General features: G+C 63.9%; 19 protein-coding genes and 1 tRNA gene. 11 read left to right on the forward strand and 9 right to left on the reverse strand.

Annotated features, from left to right (window positions below; genetic code table 11):
- Nucleotides 1-48 precede the first annotated feature (48 nt).
- Nucleotides 49-486 carry an MAPEG family protein gene (locus tag ACR64R_RS16660; protein ID WP_487357436.1) on the forward strand — a complete coding sequence of 146 codons (438 nt, stop codon included), beginning with the start codon at nt 49-51 and terminating at the stop codon, nt 484-486.
- A 64-nt stretch (nt 487-550) separates the two neighbouring features.
- Here the strand turns inward: ACR64R_RS16660 and ACR64R_RS16665 are convergent, their stop codons facing one another.
- Both ACR64R_RS16665 and gltB read right to left on the reverse strand, forming a co-directional pair.
- Nucleotides 551-2,005, reverse strand: coding sequence for a glutamate synthase subunit beta (locus ACR64R_RS16665; RefSeq protein ID WP_487357437.1), 1,455 nt, complete (start codon nt 2,003-2,005; stop codon nt 551-553).
- Nucleotides 2,006-2,146: 141 nt separating this feature from the next.
- Nucleotides 2,147-6,883 carry a glutamate synthase large subunit gene (gltB, locus tag ACR64R_RS16670; RefSeq protein ID WP_487357438.1) on the reverse strand — a complete coding sequence of 1,579 codons (4,737 nt, stop codon included), beginning with the start codon at nt 6,881-6,883 and terminating at the stop codon, nt 2,147-2,149.
- A gap of 492 nt (nt 6,884-7,375) precedes the next feature.
- Between gltB and ACR64R_RS16675 the strand changes: the two genes are divergently transcribed.
- Complete coding sequence (locus ACR64R_RS16675; RefSeq protein WP_487357439.1) at nt 7,376-8,425, forward strand: threonine aldolase family protein; 1,050 nt, start codon at nt 7,376-7,378, stop codon at nt 8,423-8,425.
- 144 nt (nt 8,426-8,569) lie between these two features.
- On the opposite strand, the gene ACR64R_RS16680 is transcribed toward ACR64R_RS16675, so the two are convergent.
- Nucleotides 8,570-9,037 (reverse strand): Hsp20 family protein, encoded by a 468-nt coding sequence (locus ACR64R_RS16680; protein ID WP_042639398.1) that lies wholly within the window; start codon nt 9,035-9,037, stop codon nt 8,570-8,572.
- Between the two features lie 506 nt (nt 9,038-9,543).
- Between ACR64R_RS16680 and ACR64R_RS16685 the strand changes: the two genes are divergently transcribed.
- Nucleotides 9,544-10,500, forward strand: coding sequence for an alpha/beta fold hydrolase (locus tag ACR64R_RS16685; protein WP_487357440.1), 957 nt, complete (start codon nt 9,544-9,546; stop codon nt 10,498-10,500).
- 40 nt (nt 10,501-10,540) lie between these two features.
- On the opposite strand, the gene hisN is transcribed toward ACR64R_RS16685, so the two are convergent.
- Both hisN and ACR64R_RS16695 read right to left on the reverse strand, forming a co-directional pair.
- Entirely contained in the window at nt 10,541-11,314 is a 774-nt protein-coding gene (gene hisN, locus ACR64R_RS16690) for a histidinol-phosphatase (RefSeq protein ID WP_487357441.1), read from the reverse strand.
- A gap of 355 nt (nt 11,315-11,669) precedes the next feature.
- A complete protein-coding gene (locus tag ACR64R_RS16695; protein WP_487357442.1) occupies nt 11,670-12,626 on the reverse strand; it encodes an N-formylglutamate amidohydrolase in 957 nt (318 codons plus the stop codon).
- Nucleotides 12,627-12,775: 149 nt separating this feature from the next.
- Between ACR64R_RS16695 and cpdR the strand changes: the two genes are divergently transcribed.
- Both cpdR and ACR64R_RS16705 read left to right on the forward strand, forming a co-directional pair.
- Entirely contained in the window at nt 12,776-13,138 is a 363-nt protein-coding gene (gene cpdR / locus ACR64R_RS16700) for a cell cycle two-component system response regulator CpdR (RefSeq protein WP_006199474.1), read from the forward strand.
- Nucleotides 13,139-13,265: 127 nt separating this feature from the next.
- Nucleotides 13,266-13,340, forward strand: a tRNA-Val gene (locus tag ACR64R_RS16705).
- Nucleotides 13,341-13,399: 59 nt separating this feature from the next.
- Here the strand turns inward: ACR64R_RS16705 and ACR64R_RS16710 are convergent.
- The 4 genes from ACR64R_RS16710 to ACR64R_RS16725 form a co-directional block, all read right to left on the reverse strand.
- Nucleotides 13,400-13,567, reverse strand: a complete 168-nt coding sequence (locus ACR64R_RS16710) for a DUF1330 domain-containing protein (protein WP_487362464.1) — start codon at nt 13,565-13,567, stop codon at nt 13,400-13,402.
- A gap of 269 nt (nt 13,568-13,836) precedes the next feature.
- Entirely contained in the window at nt 13,837-14,805 is a 969-nt protein-coding gene (fcl, locus tag ACR64R_RS16715) for a GDP-L-fucose synthase (RefSeq protein ID WP_487357443.1), read from the reverse strand.
- Nucleotides 14,806-14,816: 11 nt separating this feature from the next.
- On the reverse strand, nt 14,817-15,902 hold the full coding sequence (gene gmd, locus ACR64R_RS16720) for a GDP-mannose 4,6-dehydratase (protein ID WP_487357444.1): 1,086 nt from the start codon (nt 15,900-15,902) through the stop codon (nt 14,817-14,819).
- Nucleotides 15,903-15,981: 79 nt separating this feature from the next.
- Nucleotides 15,982-17,136 (reverse strand): dihydrodipicolinate synthase family protein, encoded by a 1,155-nt coding sequence (locus tag ACR64R_RS16725; RefSeq protein ID WP_487357445.1) that lies wholly within the window; start codon nt 17,134-17,136, stop codon nt 15,982-15,984.
- A gap of 241 nt (nt 17,137-17,377) precedes the next feature.
- Between ACR64R_RS16725 and ACR64R_RS16730 the strand changes: the two genes are divergently transcribed.
- Genes ACR64R_RS16730 through ACR64R_RS16755 form a run of 6 tightly spaced genes read left to right on the forward strand, consistent with a single transcriptional unit; the run spans nt 17,378 to nt 24,632 of the window.
- Nucleotides 17,378-18,421, forward strand: a complete 1,044-nt coding sequence (locus ACR64R_RS16730) for a LacI family DNA-binding transcriptional regulator (RefSeq protein ID WP_487357446.1) — start codon at nt 17,378-17,380, stop codon at nt 18,419-18,421.
- Entirely contained in the window at nt 18,418-19,434 is a 1,017-nt protein-coding gene (locus ACR64R_RS16735; RefSeq protein WP_487357447.1) for a Gfo/Idh/MocA family protein, read from the forward strand. The genes ACR64R_RS16730 and ACR64R_RS16735 overlap by 4 nt, the downstream gene beginning before the upstream one ends.
- Complete coding sequence (locus ACR64R_RS16740) at nt 19,431-21,032, forward strand: acyl CoA:acetate/3-ketoacid CoA transferase (protein WP_487357448.1); 1,602 nt, start codon at nt 19,431-19,433, stop codon at nt 21,030-21,032. Before ACR64R_RS16735 ends, ACR64R_RS16740 begins: the two co-directional genes overlap by 4 nt.
- A complete protein-coding gene (locus ACR64R_RS16745) occupies nt 21,025-21,798 on the forward strand; it encodes an enoyl-CoA hydratase/isomerase family protein (protein WP_487357449.1) in 774 nt (257 codons plus the stop codon). The genes ACR64R_RS16740 and ACR64R_RS16745 overlap by 8 nt, the downstream gene beginning before the upstream one ends.
- Nucleotides 21,799-21,808: 10 nt before the next feature.
- Nucleotides 21,809-23,320 (forward strand): aldehyde dehydrogenase family protein, encoded by a 1,512-nt coding sequence (locus tag ACR64R_RS16750; RefSeq protein ID WP_487357450.1) that lies wholly within the window; start codon nt 21,809-21,811, stop codon nt 23,318-23,320.
- A 58-nt stretch (nt 23,321-23,378) separates the two neighbouring features.
- Nucleotides 23,379-24,632: an ABC transporter substrate-binding protein gene (locus ACR64R_RS16755; RefSeq protein WP_487357451.1), complete on the forward strand. Its 1,254-nt coding sequence runs from the start codon at nt 23,379-23,381 to the stop codon at nt 24,630-24,632.
- Nucleotides 24,633-24,679 lie beyond the last annotated feature (47 nt).

The following is a 24,679-nucleotide window of genomic DNA, read 5'->3' on the forward strand; positions in this document are numbered from 1 at the left end:
CTCTATAGCGGCAATTTGGCGCTCAGCCGATCAATGGCACTATTGGATTTGGCCGAGCTCAACATCGGGGGGGCAAATATGTCGGCAACAGCTTATTCCCTGCTCGGGTTCGTAACTTGGACCCTATTGCTGCTTATATGGATGGAGATCCTGCGCACCTATCTTGTGTTGAGCGGCCACGTGCCCGCGAATGGCTTCGCACCGGACAACGCCGGACTTTCGCCCTTCCTGCAGCGACTGGCCCGCGCTCACGCCAATTGCATCGAAGGCCTTCCCGTATTTGGAGGTCTCATGGCCCTTGCCATGATGAGCTCGCGCGCTTCTATCACCGATCCGCTCGCATATTGGCTTCTCGGCGCGCGGCTGGTGCAGTCGGCCATCCATTTGACGTCGACAAGTCCGACCGCCGTCAAGGCTCGATTTTCGGCGTTCGCGGTCCAGATGGCCATTGGCCTCTATTGGGCGATAAAGCTTCTGGCCAGCTAGCGTCCCACCGTTTCATGGAAACGGCGGGTCGCCAAGATTGCATTCGTTACCGCCAATTGCCGACTCAGCGCGGCAGCACCGTCGATCCCATCAATGCCTCGTCGATCGAGCGCGCCGCCTGGCGGCCCTCGCGGATGGCCCAGACCACCAGCGACTGACCGCGGCGCACATCGCCGGCGGCATAGAGCTTGTCGACACTGGTCTTGTAGTCGCGATCGTTGGCCTCGACATTCCTCGAGCGGCGGCTGTCGGTGACGACCTTGATCTTGCCTTCCAGTTCCTTCATCAGGCTGTCGCCCGCCGGGCCGGCAAAGCCGATGGCGATGAAAGCGAGATCGGCGCGGATGACGAACTCGGTGCCGGGGACTGGCTTGCGCTTGTCGTCGACCTCGCAGCAGCGCACGCCGGTCAGTTGGCCGTCCTCGCCGATGAATTCGAGCGTCGCCACCTGGAATTCGCGCTCTGCGCCCTCGGCCTGCGAGGAGGATGTGCGCATCTTGGTCGCCCAATAGGGCCATACCGAGAGCTTGTCTTCCTTCTCCGGCGGCTGCGGGCGGATATCGAGCTGCGTCACGCGCACGGCGCCCTGGCGGAAGGCGGTGCCTATGCAGTCGGACGCGGTATCGCCACCGCCGACCACCACGACATGCTGGCCGCCGGCAATGATCGGGTGCGAGGGCCACGCCACCGACTGGATCGGCTCGCCGCCGACGCGGCGGTTCTGCTGCACAAGGTAAGGCATGGCGTCATAGACGCCGCTGAGATCGCTGCCCGGGATACCGGCCGGACGCGGCGTTTCGGAGCCGCCACAATAGAGCACGGCGTCGAACTCCTCGATAAGATCGGCGACCTTCACGTCGACGCCGACATTGACGCCGCAATGGAAGGTGACGCCCTCGCCCTGCATCTGCTCGATGCGCCGGTCGATATAGTGCTTCTCGATCTTGAAGTCCGGAATACCGTAGCGTATCAGCCCGCCGGGTCGGCTCTCGCGCTCATAGACATGCACATCGTGGCCGGCGCGACCGAGTTGCTGCGCCGCCGCCATGCCGGCGGGTCCGGAGCCGATGACGGCAACCCGCTTGCCGGTCTTCCTCTCAGGGGGATAGGGCCGGATATGGCCGGTCTCATAGGCCTTGTCGGCGATCGCCTGCTCGACCGTCTTGATGGCAACCGGAATGTCCTCGAGATTGAGCGTGCAGGCTTCCTCGCAGGGGGCGGGACAGATGCGGCCTGTGAACTCCGGGAAATTGTTGGTCGAATGCAGGTTGCGGATCGCGTTGTCCCAATCGCCATTGTAGACGAGGTCGTTCCAGTCGGGGATCTGGTTGTGGATCGGGCAACCGGTAGGCCCATGGCAGAACGGAATGCCGCAATCCATGCAGCGCGCGGCCTGTTTCTCGACCTCCTTGTCGGACATCGGCAGCGTGAATTCGCGGAAATGCCGGATTCGGTCCGAGGCAGGCTGGTACTTGTGCACCTGCCGGTCGATCTCGAGAAAGCCTGTTACCTTGCCCATAGTCCAGTCCCTGCTGTCCGAAGGCACGCTTTTGTCGGCGCACCCGTTAACCCCTTAAGGCTGCCGTGGCAACCGAAGTCCGGGGTCAGGATTGTTGGTGAGGATGGCGGCCGCAGACCCGTCTCTCCGGCCTGCCGATGCTCATTCGGCCGCCACGCTCATGCGCATGCGTTCCATCTCGATCAACGCGCGGCGGTATTCCACCGGCATGATTTTTCGGAATTTCGGCCTGAAATTCTGCCAGTCGTCGAGGATCTCGCGGCCGCGCACCGAACCGGTGAAATGCACGTGGTTGGAGATCAGCTGGTAGAGCCGTTCCTCGTCGTGACTGGTCATGTCGCCGGAAACGTCGACGCGGCCCTTATGGTCGAGATCGCCGCCATGATGGAGCAGCTTTTCCATCAGGTCGTCCTCTTCCGGAACGGGCTCAAGCTCGACCATCGCCATGTTGCAGCGTTCGGCGAAATCGCCCTGCTCGTCCAGCACATAGGCGACGCCGCCCGACATGCCGGCCGCGAAGTTGCGCCCCGTCTTGCCGAGCACCACGACGATGCCGCCGGTCATATACTCGCAGCCATGGTCGCCGACGCCTTCGACGACGGCCGCCACGCCGGAATTGCGCACCGCGAAGCGCTCGCCGGCGACACCGGCGAAATAGGCTTCGCCCTCGGTAGCGCCGTAGAGAACCGTGTTGCCGACGATGATCGAGTCGGCCGCCACGATCCTGGCTTCTTCCGGCGGGCGGATGACGATGCGACCGCCCGACAGGCCCTTGCCGACATAATCGTTGCCGGCGCCGACCAGCTCGAACGACACGCCGCGCGCGAGAAACGCGCCGAAGGACTGGCCGGCCGTGCCGGTCAGCTTCACCTGGATCGTGTCCTCGCGCAGGCCCTTGTGCTTGAAGCGCTTGGCGACCTCGCCCGACAGCATCGCGCCGGCGGATCGGTCGACATTGCGGATCGGCAGCTCGATGGTGACGGGCTGCTTTGCGTCCAGCGCGGGCTTCGCCAGCTCGATCAGCTTGCGGTCGAGCACGTCGTCGATCGGGTGCTTCTGCCGCTCGGTCCAGTGCAGCGCCTCATGCGGCGCGTCCGGCTTGAAGAACATCTTGGAGAAGTCGAGCCCGCGCGCCTTCCAGTGTTGGATGACATCGCGCTTTTCCAGGAGATCGCTGTCGCCGATGATCTGGTCGAGATGGGTGTAGCCCATTTCGGCAAGCAGCGCCCGCACCTCTTCCGCCACATAGAAGAAGAAGTTGATGACATGCTCGGGCGTGCCCTTGAAGCGCTTGCGCAGCACCGGGTCCTGCGTCGCCACGCCGACCGGGCAGGTGTTGAGATGGCACTTGCGCATCATGATGCAGCCGGCCGCGATCAGCGGCGCGGTCGAGAAGCCGAACTCGTCGGCGCCGAGCAGCGCGCCGATGATGACGTCGCGCCCGGTGCGAAGGCCGCCATCGACCTGCAGCGCCACTCTGCTGCGCAGGCCGTTGAGCACAAGCGTCTGGTGCGTTTCGGCAAGGCCCATTTCCCACGGGCTGCCGGCATGCTTGAGCGAGGTCAGCGGCGAAGCGCCGGTGCCGCCATCATAGCCGGAGATGGTGATGTGATCGGCGCGCGCCTTGGCGACGCCCGCGGCGACGGTGCCGACGCCGACTTCCGATACCAGCTTGACCGACACGTCGGCCGCCGGATTGACGTTCTTCAGGTCGTAGATCAGCTGCGCCAGATCCTCGATCGAATAGATGTCGTGATGCGGCGGCGGCGAGATCAGGCCGACGCCGGGGGTCGAATGCCTGACCTTGGCGATGGTGGCGTCGACCTTGTGTCCGGGCAACTGGCCGCCTTCGCCGGGCTTGGCGCCTTGGGCGACCTTGATCTGCATGACGTCGGAATTGACCAGATACTCCGCCGTGACGCCGAACCGCCCCGAAGCGACCTGCTTGATCGCCGAGCGTTCCGGGTTCTTGCCGCCGCCGGGCAGCGGCAGATAGCGATCGGCCTCTTCGCCGCCCTCGCCGGTGTTCGACTTGCCGCCGATCTGGTTCATGGCGCGAGCCAGCGTGGTGTGCGCTTCGCGCGAGATCGAGCCGAACGACATCGCGCCGGTCGAGAAGCGCTTGACGATCTCGGCCGCCGGCATGACGTCCTCGATCGCGACCTTCTTGCGGCCGGTCTCGTCCGCTGTTCTGATCTTGAACAGGCCCCGAATGGTCTGCGCGCGCGCGGTCGCGCTGTCGATCTGCGCCGAATACTCCTTGAACGTGTCCCATGAGCCTTGCCGCACAGCGTGCTGCAGGCTGGCGACCGCGTCCGGCGACCACATATGCGCCTCGCCGCGCATGCGGAACATGTATTCGCCGCCGACCTCAAGGTTGTTGCGCAGCACGGGATCGCTGCCGAAGGCATCGGCATGGCGGCTGAGCGTCTCGGTCGCGATCTCGTCGAGACCGACGCCTTCGATCAGCGTCGCCGTGCCGGTGAAATACTTCTCGATGAAATCCGACTTGAGCCCGATGGCGTCGAAGATCTGCGCTCCGCAATAGGACTGGTAGGTCGAGATGCCCATCTTGGACATCACCTTGAGGATGCCCTTGCCGATCGACTTGATATAGCGCGAGACGACCTCGTACTCGTCGACCTCGGCCGGCAGTTCGCCGCGCTTGTGCATGTCGAGCAGCGTGTCGAAGGCGAGATAGGGGTTGATCGCCTCGGCGCCATAGCCGGCCAGGCAGCAGAAATGATGCACCTCGCGCGGCTCGCCGGATTCGACCACGAGCCCGACCGACGTGCGCAACCCCTTACGGATCAGGTGATGGTGGACCGCGGCCGTCGCGAGAAGCGCCGGGATGGCGATGCGGTCCGGACCGACCTGGCGGTCGGACAGGATGATGATGTTGTAGCCGCCGGCGACCGCCGCCTCTGCCCGCTCGCAGAGCCGGTCGATGGCGCCCTGCATGCCGGCCGCACCCTCGTTCGAGCCGTAGGTGATATCGATCGTCTTGGTGTCGAAACGGTCCTCGGTGTGGCCGATGGAACGGATCTTTTCGAGATCGCCATTGGTCAGGATCGGTTGGCGCACCTCCAGCCGCTTGCGACGCGACGTGCCGACCAGGTCGAAGATGTTCGGCCGCGGCCCGATGAAGGACACCAGGCTCATCACCAGTTCCTCGCGGATCGGGTCGATGGGCGGGTTGGTGACCTGGGCGAAGTTCTGCTTGAAATAGGTATAGAGCAGCTTCGACTTGTCCGACATCGCCGAGATCGGCGTGTCGGTGCCCATCGAGCCGACGGCTTCCTGTCCGGTGGTGGCCATCGGCGCCATCAGGAGCTTGGTGTCCTCCTGGGTGTAGCCGAAGGACTGCTGGCGATCGAGCAGGCTGACATCCTTGCGCAGCGCCCGCGGTTCGACCGGCTTCAGGTCCTCCAGGATGAGCTGCGTGTTGGCGAGCCAGGTCTTGTAGGGATGCCTGGTCGCGATCTCCGACTTGATCTCCTCGTCGGAGACGATGCGGCCCTTGGCGAGATCGATGAGCAGCATGCGGCCCGGCTGCAGCCGCCACTTCTGCACGATCTTTTCCTCCGGCACCGGCAGCGCGCCGGCTTCGGAAGCCATGATGACGCGGTCGTCGTCGGTGACGATGTAGCGGGCCGGGCGCAGGCCGTTGCGGTCCAGCGTGGCGCCGATCTGGCGTCCGTCGGTGAACACCACCGCCGCGGGTCCGTCCCACGGCTCCATCAGCGCCGCGTGGTACTCGTAGAAAGCCTTGCGGTCGGCATCCATGAGCTTGTTGCCGGCCCACGCCTCCGGGATCAGCATCATCATGGCGTGGGTGAGCGAATAGCCGCCCTGGAACAGGAACTCGAGCGCGTTGTCGAAGCACGCAGTGTCCGACTGGCCCTCATAGGAGATCGGCCAGAGCTTCGAGATGTTGTTGCCGAAAAGCTCGGAATCGACCGAGGCCTGGCGCGCCGCCATCCAGTTGTTGTTGCCGCGCACGGTATTGATCTCGCCATTGTGCGCGACCATGCGGTAGGGATGCGCCAGCTTCCATGACGGGAAAGTATTGGTCGAGAAGCGCTGGTGCACGAGGATCAGCGCCGTCTCGAAGCGCGGATCCTTGAGGTCCTTGTAATAGGCGCCGACCTGATAGGCCAGGAACATGCCCTTGTAGACGATGGTGCGCGCCGACAGCGACACGCAATAGGCGCCAATGTCCTTATTGTCATTCTCGGCATAGATGCGGCCCGAGATCACCTTGCGCAGCAGGTAAAGCCTCGCCTCATACTCCTCGTCATCCGGGATATCGGCCGTGCGGCCGATGAACACCTGCCGGTGGAAAGGCTCGGATGCGACGATATTGGGCGCCTTCGACAGCGATGAATTGTCGACCGGCACATCGCGGAAGCCGATGAGCGGCAGCCCTTCCGACTGCGCCGATTCGGCGATGATCTCTTCGATATGGGCTCGAAGCGCGGCGTCCTGCGGCATGAACCAATGGCCGACGCCATACTGGCCGGCTGGCGGCAGTTCGACGCCCTTGGCCGCCATCTCGTCGCGGAAGAAAGCATCCGGGATCTGCACGAGCACGCCGGCGCCATCGCCGACCAGCGGATCGGCGCCGACGGCACCGCGATGGGTGAGGTTTTCCAGCATCGCCAGACCGTCCTCGACGATCCGGTGCGACTTCACGCCCTTCATGTTGGCGATGAAACCGACGCCGCAGGCGTCATGCTCGTTGCGCGGATCATAGAGGCCTTGGGCGGCCGGGCCGCCGGCGGTTCGGAGGGCTTGGGTCGGGACGATGTTTTTAACGGCTGCCGCTTTCGTCTGCGCGGCCGGGCCGTTGATCGCAGATGGCGTCAGTTCCGTCATCGTCCTATCCTCCATTCTCCACCTTGGCCCCGACTGTCTCAGGGCGCTGGTTTGCCTTGGGAAGCGGGATGCTTCCCCTTGATTCTTGCTGCACGTCTAGCGAAATCCATCGAACCATACGGCTATACGCCCGGTTCGCATCCGGTATCGTACAGGTCAGAGCCGGGCCGTCTACCCGCCGCTCGCGACAATGGCCGGAATGGCAGCGATGATACGCCAGTCCAGCCTGTTTTGTGCGACAAAATAAGACAGCACTACTGTCCTAAATTTTTTATGGCAGAAATCAGGGGACCATACAAGACCGATTCACAAAAAACTTGGCCGTGCCGCGACACAAAATTTCGTGACGAGCACTGGAAGCGCAAGCTTTGATCCGCGCCACTCTTGTTCATAGGCTGGCTTCACCGCTTTGAAGCCGATTGGCTCTTGCGCTCCCGATAGCGAAGCGGTCAAGTCGCGCCCGCTTTTGCCATTCATGATATGGACCTCTCAATGTTTTTTGCATCCGACAATTGGGCGGGCGTCCACCCCAACATCGCCGCCGGCCTGTCAGCCAATGCCGGCGGCTTCTCAACCGCCTATGGCGATGGCGATCTGGATCGCGTCGTCTACGGGCGTTTCAGCGAGCTCTTCGAGCGGGAGGTCGCGGTGTTCTTCGTTGCCACGGGCACAGCGGCGAACTCGTTGTCGCTGGCCGCCTACAGCAAACCCGGCGGCATCTCGTTCGCGCACCGCGAATCCCATGTCATCGAGGACGAATGCGGGGCGCCGGAATATTTCAGCGGCGGCTCACGCCTGCACGCGGTGGACGGCGCGCTGGGCAAGATCGACCCGTACAACCTCGAACAGACCGTCGGCCGTTTCGCGCCGGAGATTGTACACTGGGGTCGGCCAACGGCCGTATCGATCACCCAGTCGACGGAGGTCGGCACCATATATGGACTTGAGGACATCGCGGCGATTTCCCAGGTCGCCAAACGCCACTCCCTGCCGCTGCATATGGACGGCGCCCGCTTTGCCAACGCGCTCGTCGCGCTTGAGACGACGCCTGCCGAAATGACATGGAAACGCGGCGTCGACATTGTTTCCTTCGGCGGAACGAAAAACGGTTGCTGGTGCGCCGAGGCGGTGGTGCTGTTCGATCTCGGCCGGGCCAAGGAACTGGCTTTCCTGCGCAAGCGCGCCGCGCAGCTCTTCTCCAAGTCGCGCTTCATCGCCGCCCAGTTCGACGCCTATTTCAAGGACGGCCTGTGGCTCGAAACGGCCCGTCACGCCAACGCCATGGCCGCGCGCCTGGCGGCGGCCATCGAGGACTCGGCAACGGCCAAGCTGGCCTGGTTGCCGCAGGCGAACGAGGTATTCGCCGTGATGAAAAAGACGGAGGCTGATAGGCTGCAGGCAGCGGGCGCGGCCTTTTATGACTGGCACAAGCCGTACGGTTTCGACGGCCATTTCGGCGAGGATGAACAGCTCTATCGCTTCGTCACCAGCTTCGCCACCACGGCCGAGGAAGTCGACCGTTTCGGCAAGTTGCTTGGCTGAGTTCGCGGCACGAGCAGCCGGATGATCCAGCCGCCCCTCGGCTCAATGAAAGACCGCTTGCCTGCGCCACAGTAAAAAGCGGCGCCTCTCGGCGCCGCTTCCGTCTCGGGAGGGAGACGTTGTCTATAGGATAGAACCCGCGGATTACGCGGCGGCCTTGGCCTCGATCTGCTTGGCTTTATCCGAAGACTGAGTGATCGCGATCTTGCGCGGCTTCAGCTCCTCGGGAATGTTGCGCTTGAGATCGACGAAGAGCAGGCCGTTCTTCAAAGTGGCGCCCTCGACCTCGACATGGTCGGCGAGCTGGAAGCGGCGCTCGAAAGCGCGCGATGCGATGCCGCGATAGAGCAGCTCGGAGCCCTCGCCATTGCCCTCTTCCTTGCGCTCGCCCTTGACGGTCAGCACGTTGCGGTGGGCCTCGATCGAAATCTCGTCTTCCGAGAAGCCGGCAACGGCCATCGAGATGCGATAGGCGTTCTCGCCGGTGCGCTCGATATTATACGGCGGATAGGTCTGCGCGGTCTCGGGCTGGCCGAGCGAGTCGAGCATGGTGAAGAGCCGGTCGAAGCCGACGGTCGAACGATAGAGCGGGGAAAAATCAACGTGACGCATGAGGTGTTCTCCTGTTGAGCAACATGGTTTGCGTATGACCTGGTGCGAAACCCTCGAAAGGCGTTTCGGTTAGGCCAGCGACCCCGACATCGGCGGCCGCAACCCTCATTTGGGAAGCACAAAAAGCCAATTCAAGGCTTTGTGAGGCGCAAAACCGCCATGTTGATGAACGGCGGATGAACCCTGGCTTCTGCATCCGTTCAGCCACGCGTCGCTAAGCTCCAGCCAAGGTCGAGCAGTTCCGGGAAAAGCGAGAAGCGGTTTCCGCCAGGAATTGCGTTACGACAAAGAGACAAGCGGCGCTTCACTTTCCCGCGCCGTGACGAGGCCGAACCGGGTGCAACGTCCCTTCCTCCCGGATCGACAGAGGCCGGAAGTGCGCCGCAGGCACTTCCGGCCTTACCTGCTTTGGCGACAGCCGCCTAACGCCTTTGCTTTTGCCGCCTGGCCGTCTATCACCATGCCGACGCCTCGCCCGTCCGGGCAAGAACAAGCAACGACGCCGAATGACGGATATTTTCCATTACGCCGAGGACAATCCCGCGCCCCAGAACGCCGCGGGCGGCTTCTTCACTACGCCCGATGGCAAGAAGATTCGCTACGGCGTCTTTGGCGCTGTCGCTCGTCCGCTGCAAGGCACGGTGGTCCTGCTGACCGGACGCAACGAATGCATAGAGAAGTATTTCGAGACCATCCGCGATCTCGCCGATCGCGGCTTCGGCGTCGCCGTCCTCGACTGGCGCGGCCAAGGCGATTCCAGCCGGCTGCTGCGTGACCGCCAGCGCGGCTATGTCCGCAGCTTCCGCGACTATACGCGCGACCTCGAGCAGTTCTTCGAGGAGATCGTGTTGCCCGACTGCCGCGGCCCCTATTACATCCTTGCCCATTCGACCGGGGCCGTGATTGCGCTGCTTGCCTCGCCGTCGATGATCAACCGCGTGAGGCGAATGGTGCTGCTGGCGCCTTTCCTGGCCGTGCCCGACCTGCAGGCTTCGATAAGCACCGTGCGGCGCGTCTGCGCGGTCTTCTGCGCGCTGGGCCTTGGCCGGCTCTATGCCGCGCTCGGGCCACGGCCGAAATTGCCGGTGCCTTTCGAGATGAACAAAGTGACTTCGGATCCCAAGCGCTACCGGCGCAATGTCGGAATCTACGAAGCCTGGCCGCAGCTCGCGCTCGGCGGCCCAACCATCCGCTGGCTGAAGGCCGCCGCCGGAGCCGCGGAGGCCGTCAGCGATCCCGATTTCATGGCAAGGATCCAGGTGCCGATGCTGATCGTGGCCGCCGGCGCGGACCGCGTGGTCTCCACCAAGGCGGTGGAAACCTATGCCAGGAAGCTGCGCGTGGGCTCATTGTTGATGATCGACGGCGCGCAGCATGAGATCCTGCAGGAGAGGGACATCTACCGCGAGCAGCTCCTGGCCGCCTTCGATGCCTTCATTCCGGGGACCGGCGACGCTCCCTGATCGCGATCGAAATCCGGCGGCGCACCCGTCGCGGCGTGCGTCAACCGCGCAGCGCGGCCATTGCCGCTGCATGCAGTTCCGGCGTCGCCGCCGCCAATATGTCGCCGCCCTTCTCCGCAGGGCCGCCCTCGAAAGTGGTGACGACACCGCCCGCCTTCTCGATGATCGGGATCAGCGCGACGATGTCGTAGGGCTTCAGCCCCGGATCCGCGACGATGTCGACACAGCCCGCGGCCACCATGGCGAAGGCGTAGCAGTCGGTGCCGTAGCGGGCGAGCTGGACCCTCGTCTCGAACTGGTCGTAGCGCTTGCGCGCTTCGCCCTTGAACAAGGCGGGGGTGGTCGTGAACAGCGTCGCTTGCGCGAGATCGGTCGTCTTGCGGGTGGCGAGCCTGCGCGGGCCGCCCGGTCCTTCGTAGTACGAACCCGACGCGTTGGCGTAGAACAGCTCTCCGGTGAAGGGTTGCGACATCATGCCGGCGACCGCGTCGCCATCGGCGGTCAGCCCGACCAGCGTTCCCCAGACCGGAAGGCCGGAGATGAAGGCGCGGGTGCCGTCGATCGGGTCGATCACCCAGACATGCCGGCTGGCGGTGTTCTCGCTGCCATGCTCTTCGCCGAGAATGCCGTGATCGGGATACTCGGCCGAGATCAGCGTCCGGATCGCGCGCTCCGCTTCACGGTCGGCCTCCGTCACCGGATCGAAGCTTTCCGTCAGCTTGTTGGTGACCTTTCCCTGGCTGCGGAAGCGCGGCAAGGTTTCGGCGGCGGCGGCATGCGCGATGCGCCGCATGAAATCGGTGCTGATATCCAAGTCATTCTCCCATCGCGGCTATTGCCAGCCGCTCGTCTCTCACGAACAGGCGCGTCGATATTCCGTCAGACGCCCGCCCTCTGTTGCCTGAATGTCACATCCGGGCCGCCGAAGCGGAATTCCCACATCATGTTGAATTAAAAAAGCCCGATGTCGATTGACATTTGTGCGCCGCACAATAACTTTGTCATCGGACAGGTTTTCCTGTCCATGCCCTCCTTGGGCGTTTCCTCCCTAGACTTCGACCGTGTCGTGAAAACGATGCGGTCTTTTTTTCGGGGCAATTCCAGGAAAGTGTGAAGCGATTTTCCGTCTGGAACTGCGTTTATAAGAACTCGTCGCTCCGATGGAGCAGTCATTCCGCCGCGAGCGGTAAATCGACGAAATGATGGTCGGGCATCGACATCAGGTTGGCCGAGAAGCGGGTAAGATCGTCGGCCAATGCGTCGAAGCCGGCCGATTTCTGGAATGTCCGTTCGTCCATGTAGAGCCCGCGATTGACCTCGACCTGCAGCGCATGCAGATGCCGGGCCGGCCGGCCGTAATGCTCGGTGATGAAGCCGCCGGCATAGGGCTTGTTGTGTGCGACCGTGTAGCCCATGCCGACAAGCAGGCTGATAGCCATTTCGGTGAGCGCCGGCGAGGCTGAAATGCCGAACCGGTCGCCGATGATGAAATCGGGCCGCACGCCATTGTCGCCGACGCGAATGCTGGCCGGCATCGAGTGGCAGTCGATCAGCACGGCATAGCCGAATCTGGCATGTGTCCTGGCCAGTAGCCGCTTCAGCGTCTCGTGATAGGGTTTGTAGACCGCTTCTATGCGCGCCACGGCCTCAGCCAGCGGCAGGCGGCCGGGATAGATATCGAGCCCTTCGCCGACCAGTTTGGGCACCGTGCCCAACCCGCCGGCGACACGCGCCGAACGGATGTTGCAGAAGGACGGCACCGGCTCCGTGAACATGCGCGGATCGAGTTCCCATGGCTCGCGGTTGACGTCGAGATAGGCGCGCGGAAAATTGGCCGCCAGCATCGGCGCGCCAAGTGCCACCGCGCCGCCGAAGAGCTCATCGACATAACAGTCCTCCGACCGGCGGATGGCGTTGCGGTCGAGCCGCGCCATGGCCAGGAAGCGCTCCGGATAGTGCCGGCCGCTATGCGGCGAGTTGAACAGGAAAGGGACGCGCTGCTCGGCGCCCGATCGGATTTCGAAGGGTGGAACGACCGAAAAATCCTCGGCTGCCGTCTTCAATTTGAACGAACCAGGAAACAGCACTGCATCATGACGCAAAACTTGCCACCTTGCGCCCGGCATGTCCAGCATTTCAGGCGGTGAAACCGCGCCTCGGACCGCATGTCGGACGCCCTTCATTCACTTGATGTTTACCGGCGCGGCCGCATATACAGGATGGTTAATGGCCTTGCCCGGCGGCAGGCTGGGGCGGGTGATTCGGACGGGACACAATGGCACGCATTCTGCTGGCGGAAGACGATGACGATATGCGTCGCTTCCTCGTCAAGGCGCTGGAACGCGCCGGCTACCAGGTAAGCGATTTCGACAACGGCGCCAGCGCCTATGAGCGGCTGCGCGAGGAACCTTTCTCCCTGCTCCTGACCGACATCGTCATGCCGGAGATGGACGGCATCGAGCTCGCCCGCCGCGCCACGGAGATCGATCCGGACCTCAAGGTGATGTTCATCACCGGCTTTGCCGCGGTGGCGCTCAATCCCGACTCCAAGGCGCCCAAGGACGCCAAGGTGCTGTCGAAGCCCTTCCACCTGCGCGACCTTGTCAACGAGGTCGAGAAGATGCTGCAGGCGGCCTGAGCCGTCCCTGGTTCGCTTGGGGGCCCGCATCGGCAAGGACTTCGCCGATGCGACAAACGGAAGCCGTCTTTCCACATTCCCGCTATTGACGCGCCGGATCAAAAATGGTGTATGCGCGGCGTCGGATGGGCGTGTAGCTCAGCGGGAGAGCACTGCATTGACATTGCAGGGGTCACAAGTTCAATCCTTGTCACGCCCACCATCCTTTCAATAGTTCACTCGCCCCGTCTTGCCTGGAATGCTTCGGCAGTCCTGTAGCGGTTACCCGAGATCACCTTCGAACATCACGAGCAGGCGGTTCGACGCCTTGAGCGCGAAGCGCTTGGCCTCCTGATAGGCGGGGTCGGCATAGCAGGCCTTGGCGATCTCCAGCGACGGAAACTCCACCAGTACCATGCGTTTGGCATCCCGCGCCTCCTGCCGCGGCATCGAGGCCGGCACGGGTAAAGCCTACCTTCTCAAGGACGTCGAACCCCGATGGTTCGACCTTTTCCCCCAGCCAGCGCTTCTCGATAAAATCCGCCGGAGAATATCTTGTCGACCTTCGCGACCGAGTGAAATTCCTCGTCATGGGTCGGCCCCCAGGCAAAGCCAAAGCGATAGCCAAGCGTATCGGCAAGGGACTTCGCGTTGACCAGGCCAGGTGGCGGCCGCCCAAACCGTCCTCCCTGGTCGCCGCTATGTGTTTCGATTGGGCATCATGCCGAGCCAAGACGAATGTCGCCTCCCCCGACATGCTTGAGGAACCACGCATAGGTCTGTGTCAATCCATCGCGCAGCGTGTACTTCGGACGCCAGCCGGTAGCGAACAGGTGCGAGACATCCAGCAGCTTGCGCGCCATGCCGTCTGGCTTGGTCGGGTCGAAGCTAATCTCTGCACGCAGGCCGACGACCGAGGCGATGGTTCGGGCAAGCTCGGCTATCGTGACGTCCTCGCCGCTCCCGACATTGACGTGGCTGTCACCAGAATAATTCTTCAAGAGCCAGACAAGGGCGTCGGCCGCGTCGTCGACATGCAGGAATTCCCGCATAGGCCGGCCCGACCCCCACACCTGCAGGGCCTTTTGGCCGGTGAGCTTCGCCTCATGCGCCTTGCGCATGAGCGCCGGTACGACATGGCTGCTGTCTAGGTCGAAATTGTCGCGCGGACCGTAAAGGTTGGTTGGCATGGCCGAGATGTAGTCGGCGCCATATTGGCGCCTGTAGGCCTGGCAAAGTTTCAATCCCGCGATCTTGGCGACCGCATACCATTCGTTGGTGGGCTCGAGCGGGCCGGTGAGCAGCGCGTCTTCCGGGATCGGCTGCGGCGCAAGTCTCGGATAGATGCAGGACGAGCCCAGGAAGAGGAGTTTCCGCACCCCGCTGCGGAAGGCGGCCTCGATGACGTTGGACTGCACGACGAGGTTTTCGTAAAGGAAATCCACCGGGAAGCTGTTGTTGGCCAAGATGCCGCCGACCTTGGCGGCCGCCATGATCACCGCGTCGGGCCGCCGGTCCTGCATCCAGCGGCGCACGCCGGCCTGGTCGAGAAGGTCGAGCTCGCTCCGCTCCACCATCACGATCTCGCAATCCTCGCCCGCCAGGCGGCGCGCCAGCGCCGAGCCGACCATGCCGCGATGGCCGGCGACGAAAATGCGTTTTCCCTTGAGGTCGAAGCTCTCTCCCATGCCTCATATTCCTAGGTGGAACGACCGTTACGCCCTGCACCGCCGCTGGCGCGCGCCAGGTCGGCCTGGACCATTTCCGCCACCAGGTCCCTGAAGCCCAAGGTGGGAGACCAGCCCAAGACGTTCCTTGCCTTGGCGGCGTCGCCGACCAGTGTGTCCACCTCGGTCGGACGGAAATAGCGCGGATCGATCCGCACCAGCGCGGCGCCGGTGGCTGCGTCGACGCCGACCTCATCGGCGCCCTCTCCCTGCCAGCGGATGGCGCGCCCTGCCTCGGCGAAGGCGAGCTCCACGAATTCGCGCACCGAATGGGTCTCGCCGGTGGCGAGCACGAAATCGTCAGGCTTGTCGTGCTGCAGGATGCGCCACATGCCCTCGACATAATCGCGCGCATGGCCCCAGTCGCGGCGGGCATCGATATTGCCGAGATAGAGCGTGTCCTGCAGCCCGTGATGGATCGCGGCAACGGCGCGCGTGATCTTGCGGGTGACGAAGGTTTCGCCGCGCATCGGGCTCTCGTGGTTGAACAGGATGCCGTTGGCGGCGAACATGCCGTAGGCCTGACGGTAATTGACCGTGATCCAGTAGGCATAGAGCTTGGCCGCCGCGTAAGGCGAGCGCGGCTGGAAGGGCGTGGCTTCGCTCTGCGGCGTTTGCGCTGCCTGGCCATAGAGCTCCGAGGTCGAAGCCTGGTAGAAGCGCACCAATTTCTCCAGGCCGAGAATGCGGATCGCTTCCAGAAGCCTCAATGTCCCCAGCGCATCGGCATTGGCCGTGTATTCCGGCGTCTCGAAACTCACCTGGACGTGGCTTTGGGCGCCGAGATTGTATATTTCGCTGGGCCTCGTCTCCTGCACGAGGCGGATCAGACTGGTCGCGTCGGTCAGATCGCCATAATGCAGAAAGAAGCGCGCCCCGCTCTCATGCGGGTCCACATAGATGTCGTCGACGCGCCCGGTGTTGAACGAGGACGACCGGCGTTTGACGCCGTGGACGATGTAGCCCTTGCCGAGCAGAAATTCGGCCAGATAAGCCCCATCCTGCCCGGTGACGCCGGTGATAAGAGCGACTTTGTCTGCCAGGGCGACCTCTGCCATTGCCGTATTCGTCCGCGCCGATCTCGGCAAGCGAATACAGATTTACCGGCGGAACGCAAATCCCCGCGCGGGAGATTTCTCAGATGCCCGCCACCGCCAGCAGGGTCTTCATCCTGGCGGCGGCAAGATCGGGGTCGGCCAGCAGGCCGGCCTGGTCGGCAAGTCGAAAGACATCCGCGTAGTGGCATATCCCGCGCGCCGACTGCATGCCGCCGATCATGGTGAAGTGGTCCTGATGCCCGTTCAGCCATGCCATGAAGACGATGCCTGCCTTGTAATACTCGGTCGGCGTCTCGAAGATTTTCCGCGACAGCGGCACGGTTGGCGTCATCAGCGCGTCGTAGCCGGCCCTGTCGCCTTCCGCCAGCTTCGCCAGCGCGGCATTTGCCGCTGGCGCGATGGCGTCGAAGATACCAAGCAGCGCGTGCGAATGCCTTTTGCCGTCACCGGCGATCAGTTCGGGATAGTTGAAATCGTCGCCGGTGAACATCACGACGCCATCGGGCAGCCGGTCGCGCAGGAGCACCTCCTTGCCGGCATCGAGCAGCGATATCTTGATGCCCTCGACCTTGTCGGCGTGCCGCTCGATGGTGGCCACGACCGTTTCGAGCGCCGCGCCGAAATCGTTGCTGCCCCAGTAGCCCCTGAGCGCCGGATCAAACATGTCGCCCAGCCAGTGCAGGATGACCTTGCCCGATGCCTGGGAAAGAATGCGATCATAGACGCGGGCATAATCGTCCGGCCCTTTTGCTACCGCCGCCAGCGCGCGGCTCGCCATCATGATCGCCTTGCCGCCCTCGCCCTCAATGAAAGCGAACTGCTCCTCATAGGCGCGGATGACGTCGTCGAGCGTTTTGGCCGCCGCCGGCGCCAGGTGATCGGTCCCCGCCCCCGAAGCGAGGTCGGCGCCCGGCACCGTTTTAGCCTCCGCGATCGAGCGGCGGATCAGGTCCTTCGCGCTCGCCCAGTCGAAACCCATGCCGCGCTGAGACGTGTCCATGGCCTCGGCGATGCGGAAGCCGAGTCGCCACAGATGATGGCGAAACGCCATCGTCCTGTTCCAGTCGACCGCCGGCCGCGACCATGGATCGGTCATGGCGATGGGGTCGGCAACGACATGGGCGGCTGCATAGGCGATGCGCGAGAAATGCGCGCTTTTGCTCGGCTCAACCGGCTTGCCGGCGAGCCGGTAGCTGACCCGGTCGCCGCTTGCCGCAGGCAACATGATTTCCATCAAACTCTCCCGTCGCCGTCGCTATAACTGGAACGTTCCAATAAATCAAGTGTCCGATGTTCCCATTTGCCCCACTTGTTCGGCTGCCGAGGTCCGATGAAGAAATCCTTGATCGGCAGCGGTTTTGAACCGCTCCAATCACTTTTCCAGTCTTACGGGAATCAACGATTGACTCCGATTGGGAACAGTGATTAGAACGTTCCAATAAGTTCAGTCAAAAAACGTGGAGGACGCGACGAGGATGGCCAGCCGGGCCAAGACGACGATCCTGGACATCGCCCGCGAGGCCGGCGTGTCCAAATCGACGGTTTCGCTCGTGCTGCAGGGCAGCGGGCTGATCCGGCCTGAAACTGCGACCAGGGTGCGCAAGGCGATCGAGGATGTCGGCTACGTCTACAACCGCGGCGCCGCCAATCTGCGCAAGGCCCACTCCAACGTCATCGGAATGGTAATCAACGATCTCACCAACCCTTTCTTCGCCGAGCTTGCGGTCGGCATGGAGCGCGTCTTCCAGGCGGCGGGCGTCGTGCCCTTCATCGCCAACACGGCGGAGAATCCGGTGCGCCAGGAAGAGGTGTTGAAGTCGCTGATGGAACAAGGTGTCGCCGGCCTGATAGTCTCGCCGGCGCGCGGCACCACGCCGGGCGCCTTCCGCCGCATCGAGGCGGCGGGCGTACCGATCGTCTTTACCATGCGCCGGCTGCCTGAGAGCCGCATCCCGGTGATCACGCCGGACAATCATCGCGGCGCCGTGCTTGCCACCGAGCATCTGATCCGCAGGGGCCATCGCCGCCTTGCGTTCTTTGGTGGCTCGTCCGACCTTGTTGTCTATCACGAGCGGCTGGGCGGTTTCCTCGAAGCCTGTGAAACGCTCGGCATTCCGGCGGCCGACCGCCTGATCGTCGAGGGTGAGACCAGCCGCAAAGGCGGCATGGCCTGCCTGGAGACAGCGCTTGCCGCGGCAAGACCACCGACAGCGGCGCTTTGCTTCAATGATGCGGTCGCCTTCGGCGTCATGCTGGCATTGCGCAAACGCGGCCTCGAGGCCGGAGCGGACTTTGCCGTCGTCGGCTTTGACGATGTCGCCGAGGCCGAGCACTACACCCCGGCGCTGACCAGCGTTGCCGTCGACACCGCCGGCCTCGGCGAGCGCGCGGCCCACGTCATGCTGAAGATGATCCAGTCGCGCACCACGCGGGCAGAGGACCATATCGGCGCCGTCAGCCTTGTCGTGCGGGAAAGCAGCGGCCCGGTTCGCGGCAAGCAGATGGGAGACGCGGCATGAGCGTGCGATGGGGACTGATCGGCGCGAGCACGATTGCAAGGCAGTTCATGATCGACGCCATCCGCGCGCAGGCCGATGGCGAAGTCGCTGCCGTGATGAGCTCGAATCCCGAGCGTGCGAAGATCTACGCCGGCGAGAATGGCATCCCGCTCGGCGTCTCGACTCTCGATGCGCTGCTCGGTGCCGGCATCGACGCGGTCTACATCTCGACCACCAACGAGTTACATCTCGAGCAGGGCCTCTCCGCCATAAAGGCCGGCAAGCATGTGCTGTGCGAAAAGCCCCTGGCGCTGACCAGCGCCGACGCGAAGAAGATGGTAGCCGCCGCCAAGGCCGCCGGCATCGTCTTCGGCACCAACCATCATCTTCGCAATGCCGGCGCGCACCGCGCCATGCGCGAGGCGATCGCCGCCGGCCGCATCGGCAAGCCGATCGCGGCGCGCGTCTTCCATTCCGTTTTCCTGCCGGAGAACCTGCAGGGCTGGCGCATTGCCAGGCCGGAGGCCGGCGGCGGCGTGGTGCTCGACATCACCGTCCACGACGCCGACACACTGCGCTTCGTGCTTGGCGACGATCCGGTCGAGATCTCGGCCTTTACGCAGTCGGCCGGCATGGCCGGTTGCGGACTGGAGGATGGCGCCATGTGCATCTGGCGGTTCGCGTCCGGCCTCATTGCGCAATCGCACGAAGGCTTCACCACGAAATTCGCCGGCACCGGTTTCGAGGTGCATGGGTCGGAAGGATCCATCATCGCCAGCAATGTGATGACGCAGAAGCCGGTCGGCTCCGTGCTGCTGCGCACCGCGAAGGGCGAGGAAGAACTGCACTTCGATCGCGAAGATCTCTACACGCGTTCGCTCCGACAGTTCCACGCCGCGATCCGCGGCGAAGGCCAGCCTTCCGCGACCGGCGAGGACGGCGTCTGGTCATTGGCGGCGGCTGAAGCGGCATTGCAGTCGGCCAAGTCAGGCAAGGCCGTCAGGATTGACCCGAAACTCGGGAGCACGAATTGAGCAAGGTCATCTCCGCAACGAAGGCGGCAAGCCTGATCAAGGACGGCATGATCGTATCCGTATCGTCGTCGAGCGGCCTCGGCTGCCCGGACGCGGTGCTTGCCGCGATCGGCGAGCGCTTCGATACGGAAGGCCACCCGACGAATATCACCACGCTGCATCCGATCGCCGCCGGCGACATGTACGGAATCAAGGGCATCGACCATCTCGCCAAGCCGGGCCTGCTGAAACGCACGCTTTGCGGCTCCTATCCGTCAGGCCCCTCCTCCGCCGAGCCGCCGCAAATCTGGAAGATGATCGGCGACAATTCCGTGGCTGCCTATAACGTGCCGTCCGGCATCCTGTTCGACATGCATCGAGAGGCCGCCGCCAAGCGGCCTGGCGTGCTGACCAAGGTCGGCCTCGACACGTTCGCCGATCCGCGCCACCAGGGCTGCGCCATGAACGCGGCGGCCAGCGAGCCGATCGTCTCGGTGCAGCAGTTCGACGGCGAGGAATGGCTCTATTTCCGCGCCATCGTTCCGGCCATCTCGATCATCCGCGCCACCTCCGCCGACGAACGCGGCAACCTGACCTACGAGCATGAAGGCGCCTATCTTGGCGGCCTGGAGCAGGCGCTCGCCGCACGCAACAATGGCGGCATCGTCATCGCGCAGGTGAAGCGCGTCGTCGAGAACGGCACGCTGAAGCCGCATGACGTGCGCGTGCCCGGCGTCCTGGTCGACCATATCGTGGTCGCGCCCGACCAGTTGCAGACGACACAGACGGCCTACGACCCGGCGATCTCGGGCGAGATCTTCCGGCCGCTATCGAGCTTCCGCACGCCGGAGATGAACATCCAGAAGGTGATCGCGCGCCGTGTCGCCATGGAATTGCGCGACGGCATGGCCGTCAACATCGGCTTCGGCATTTCGGCCAACGTGCCGCGTATCCTCCTCGAGGAAGGCCAGCACGGCAAGGTCACCTGGGTGATCGAGCAGGGCGCGGTCGGCGGCGTGCCGCTGCTCGACTTCAAGTTCGGCTGCGCCTCCAACGCCGAGGCGATCATGCCCTCGCCGCACCAGTTCATCTATTTCCAGGCCGGCGGTTTCGACGCCTCGTTGCTCTCCTTCCTGCAGATCGACCGCCATGGTTCCGTTAACGTTTCGAAGCTCTCCGCGCGGCCACATGTCACGGCTGGCGCCGGCGGTTTCGTCGACATCACCTCGCGAGCGAAGAAGATCGTCTTTTCCGGCTTCTTCAATGCCGGCGCCAAGCTCTCGCTGGCCAACGGCGCCATCCGCATCGACCAGGAAGGCAAGGTCAAGAAGATCGTCGAGGAAGTCGAGCACATCTCCTTCTCGGGAAAACGCGCCGTCGCGCAAGGCCAGGACATCACCTATGTCACCGAGCGCTGCGTGATGAAGCTGACGCCAGGCGGCCTGATGGTCACGGAGCTGGCGCCCGGCATCGACCTCGAACGCGACGTGCTGGCGCAGGCCGAGATTCCGCTCGCCGTCGCCAATGACCTCAAGGTCACGCCCGCGGCGCTCTACCAGGACCGGCCGATCGGCCTGTCGCTCAATGGCGGCGCCTCGCTCGGAGGCGCGCATGGCTGAGCTTGTCGCCTTCGAACAAGACGGCGCCATCGGCGTCGTCACATTGCGCCGTCCGGAAAAATTCAACGCGCTCGACATCCCCATGCTGCGCGCGCTCGAAGCGGCGCTCGACGAGGCGGAACTGGCCGAAAGCGTTCGCGCCGTGCTCATCCGTGGCGAAGGCAAGGGCTTTTGCGCCGGCGGCGACGTCGAGGCCTGGGGCGCGATGAGCGCCGCCGATTTCCAGGTGCAATGGGTCCGCTATGGCCACCGTGTCTTCGACCGGCTGGCGCGGCTGAGGCAGCCGACTATCGCCGTTCTATCCGGCCACGCGCTTGGCGGCGGCCTGGAACTGGCCGCGGCCTGCGATTTCCGCGTTGCCGAAACCCAGGTGAAGCTCGGCTTCCCCGAAACCTCGATCGGCGTCGTCCCCGGATGGTCCGGCACACAGCGCGCCGTGCGCCGCTTCGGCGCGCAGGTCGTGCGGCGCCTGGCGCTCGGCGGCGAGATTTTGCTGGCAGCCGAAGCGCTGGCGCTCGGCGTCGTCGACCGCGTCGTCGAGATCGGCAAGGCTTTCGACGAAGCCAAGGCCTGGGCCGAGAAGATCGCCGAGCGAGGCCCACTGGCGACCGAGGCCGCCAAGCTGATGATCGGCGTTGCCGAGGGCGAGGAGAATGCCGCCGCAACCGAGGCGCTGGCCAGCGGCTTCATTGCGCTCACCGCCGACCTGAAAAGCGGCGTCGGCGCTTTCAAGGCCAGGCAGAAGCCGGCCTTTTCGAGATCCTAGAGAAGACATGATGAACGCACCGCTCAACATTCCCATGCCGGCCGAGGCGTCTGAGGCACCGAAGGCCTACAAGCTTCTGATCGGCGGCAGGCATGTCGATGCCCGTGACGGCCGCGCCATCGAGCGCGCCAGCCCCGGCCACGGTTTTGTCGTCTCGCGCTATGCCCAGGCTGGCGCAGCGGACGTCGAGGCGGCGGTCCAGGCCGCGCACGGGGCCTTCGAGACCGGACCATGGCCGCGCATGAAGGCGTCGGAACGCGCCGCGGTGCTTCTCAAGGCTGCCGACCTGATCGAGACCCGGCTGGAAGAGATTGCCCGCCTCGACGCGCTGGAATCCGGCAAGCCGATCTCCCAGGCGCGCGGCGAGATCGGGGGCGCCGTCGACATCTGGCGCTATGCGGCCTCGCTAGCCCGCACGCTGCACGGCGAGAGCTACGCCAATCTCGGCGACGATATGCTGGGCGTCGTGCTGCGCGAGCCGATCGGCGTGGTCTCGATCATCACGCCGTGGAACTTCCCCTTCCTGATCATCAGCCAGAAGCTGCCCTTCGCGCTCGCCGCCGGCTGCACGGCGGTGGTCAAGCCCAGCGAGATGACGTCGGCCTCGACCTTCGTGCTCGGCGACATCCTGCTAGCGGCCGGCTTGCCGGCTGGCGTCGTCAACATCCTCGCCGGTTTCGGCGCCGATGTCGGCGCACCGATGGTCAGCCACCCGCTGGTCGAGATGGTCTCCTTCACCGGCTCCACCCGCGTCGGAAAAATGACCATGGCCACGGCATCCAATTCGCTGAAGAAGGTCTCGATGGAGCTGGGCGGCAAAAACGGCCAGATCGTCTTTCCCGACGCCGACCTCGAGGCGGCGGCGGATGCCGCAGTGTTCGGCGGCTTCTTCAACGCCGGCGAATGCTGCAATGCCGGCAGCCGCCTGATCGTGCACGAGGCGATCGCCGACGACTTCCTGGACGCGGTCAAGGCGTTGTCCCGGAAGGTCCGTGTCGGCGATCCGCTCGACGACCGCACCAAGGTCGGCGCGATGATCTCGGCCGACCATATGGAAAAGGTAGCCGGCTATGTAACGGCGGCGAAAACCGACGGCGGCAACGTTTTCGCCGGCGGCGCCCGGCTTGCATCAAATGCCGGCCAATATCTCGATCCGACCATTGTCCGTAACGTTACAGAAGACATGGCGATCGCTCGCGAGGAAGTGTTCGGGCCGGTGCTGTCGGTGCTCACTTTTGAAACGATTGAAAAGGCATTGCACATTGCCAACAACACGCCCTATGGTCTGTCCGCAGGGGTGTGGAGCGCCAGCATCGACAATTGCATGTCGGTGGCGCGCGGTGTGCGTTCGGGGACGGTCTGGGTGAACACGTTCATGGAAGGTTACCCCGAGCTGCCCTTCGGAGGCTACAAGCAGTCCGGTCTGGGGCGCGAACTCGGCAAACGCGCCGTCGAGGATTATACCGAGGAGAAGACTATCCAGTTTCATCGCGGCCAGCGCACCGGATGGTGGGTCGGCTGAGTTGGGAGACCCCGGCGGACACCCGCCGGTTATGTGTATGCAACAAGGGAGGTAGTACATGTTGCGCAAACTGATTATCGGAACGGCTCTTGCGACGAGCTTTGCGTTCTCGGCGCATGCCGCGGACGTCAAGGAAGTCCAGATGCTGCATTGGTGGACGTCGGGCGGCGAAGCGGCTGCTCTGAACGTGCTGAAGCAGGACCTGGCCAAGGAAGGCTATGCCTGGAAGGACGTGCCGGTGGCCGGCGGCGGCGGCGACGCCGCCATGACCGCGCTGAAGGCGATGGTCGCGGCCGGCAACTATCCGACCGCTTCGCAGATGCTCGGCTACACCGTGCTCGACTATGCCGCCGCCGGCGTCATGGGCGACCTGACCGAGACCGCCAAGAAGGAAGGCTGGGACAAGTCGGTTCCGGCCGCGCTGCAGAAGTTCTCCGTCTATGACGGCAAGTGGGTGGCCGCTCCGGTCAACGTCCACTCCGTCAACTGGCTGTGGATCAACAAGGCGGTAATGGACAAGATCGGCGGCACCGAACCGAAGACCTTCGACGACTTCGTGGCCTTGCTCGACAAGGCCAAGGCCGCCGGCGTCATCCCGCTCGCCCTGGGCGGCCAGAACTGGCAGGAAGCCACCATGTTCGACTCCGTCGTGCTGTCGACCGGCGGACCGGAGTTCTACAAGAAGGCGATGAACGACCTCGATGACGCGTCGCTCAAGTCCGACACGATGAAGAAGTCGTTCGACAACCTGGCCAAGCTGGTCACCTATGTCGACCCGAACTTCTCGGGTCGCGACTGGAACCTCGCCACCGCCATGGTAATCAAGGGCGATGCGCTGGTTCAGGTAATGGGTGACTGGGCCAAGGGCGAATTCCACGCCGCCAAAAAGACCCCGGGCACCGACTTCCTCTGCTACCGCTTCCCGGGCACCGACGGCTCGGTGATCTACAACTCCGACATGTTCGGCATGTTCAACGTCCCGGACGACCGCAAGGCCGCTCAGGTCGCTCTGGCTACCGCCACGCTGTCTAAAAGCTTCCAGTCGGCCTTCAACGTTGTGAAGGGTTCTGTCCCGGCCCGCACCGATGTGCCGGACACCGACTTCGACGCTTGCGGCAAGAAGGGCATCGCCGATCTGAAGAAGGCCAATGAAGGCGGCACTTTGTTCGGCTCGCTGGCCCAGGGCTATGGCGCTCCGCCGGCCGTCGCCAATGCCTACAAGGATGTCGTGTCGAAGTTCGTCCACGGTCAGATCAAGACCTCCGACGAAGCCGTGACCGAGCTGGTCAAGGCAATCGACGACGCCAAGTAAGGCTCTCGCTTGAATGAAGGTCTCCCCCGCTCTGGCGGGGGAGGTCT

The sequence above is a fragment of the Mesorhizobium sp. MC2-1-1 genome, from assembly GCF_057597255.1.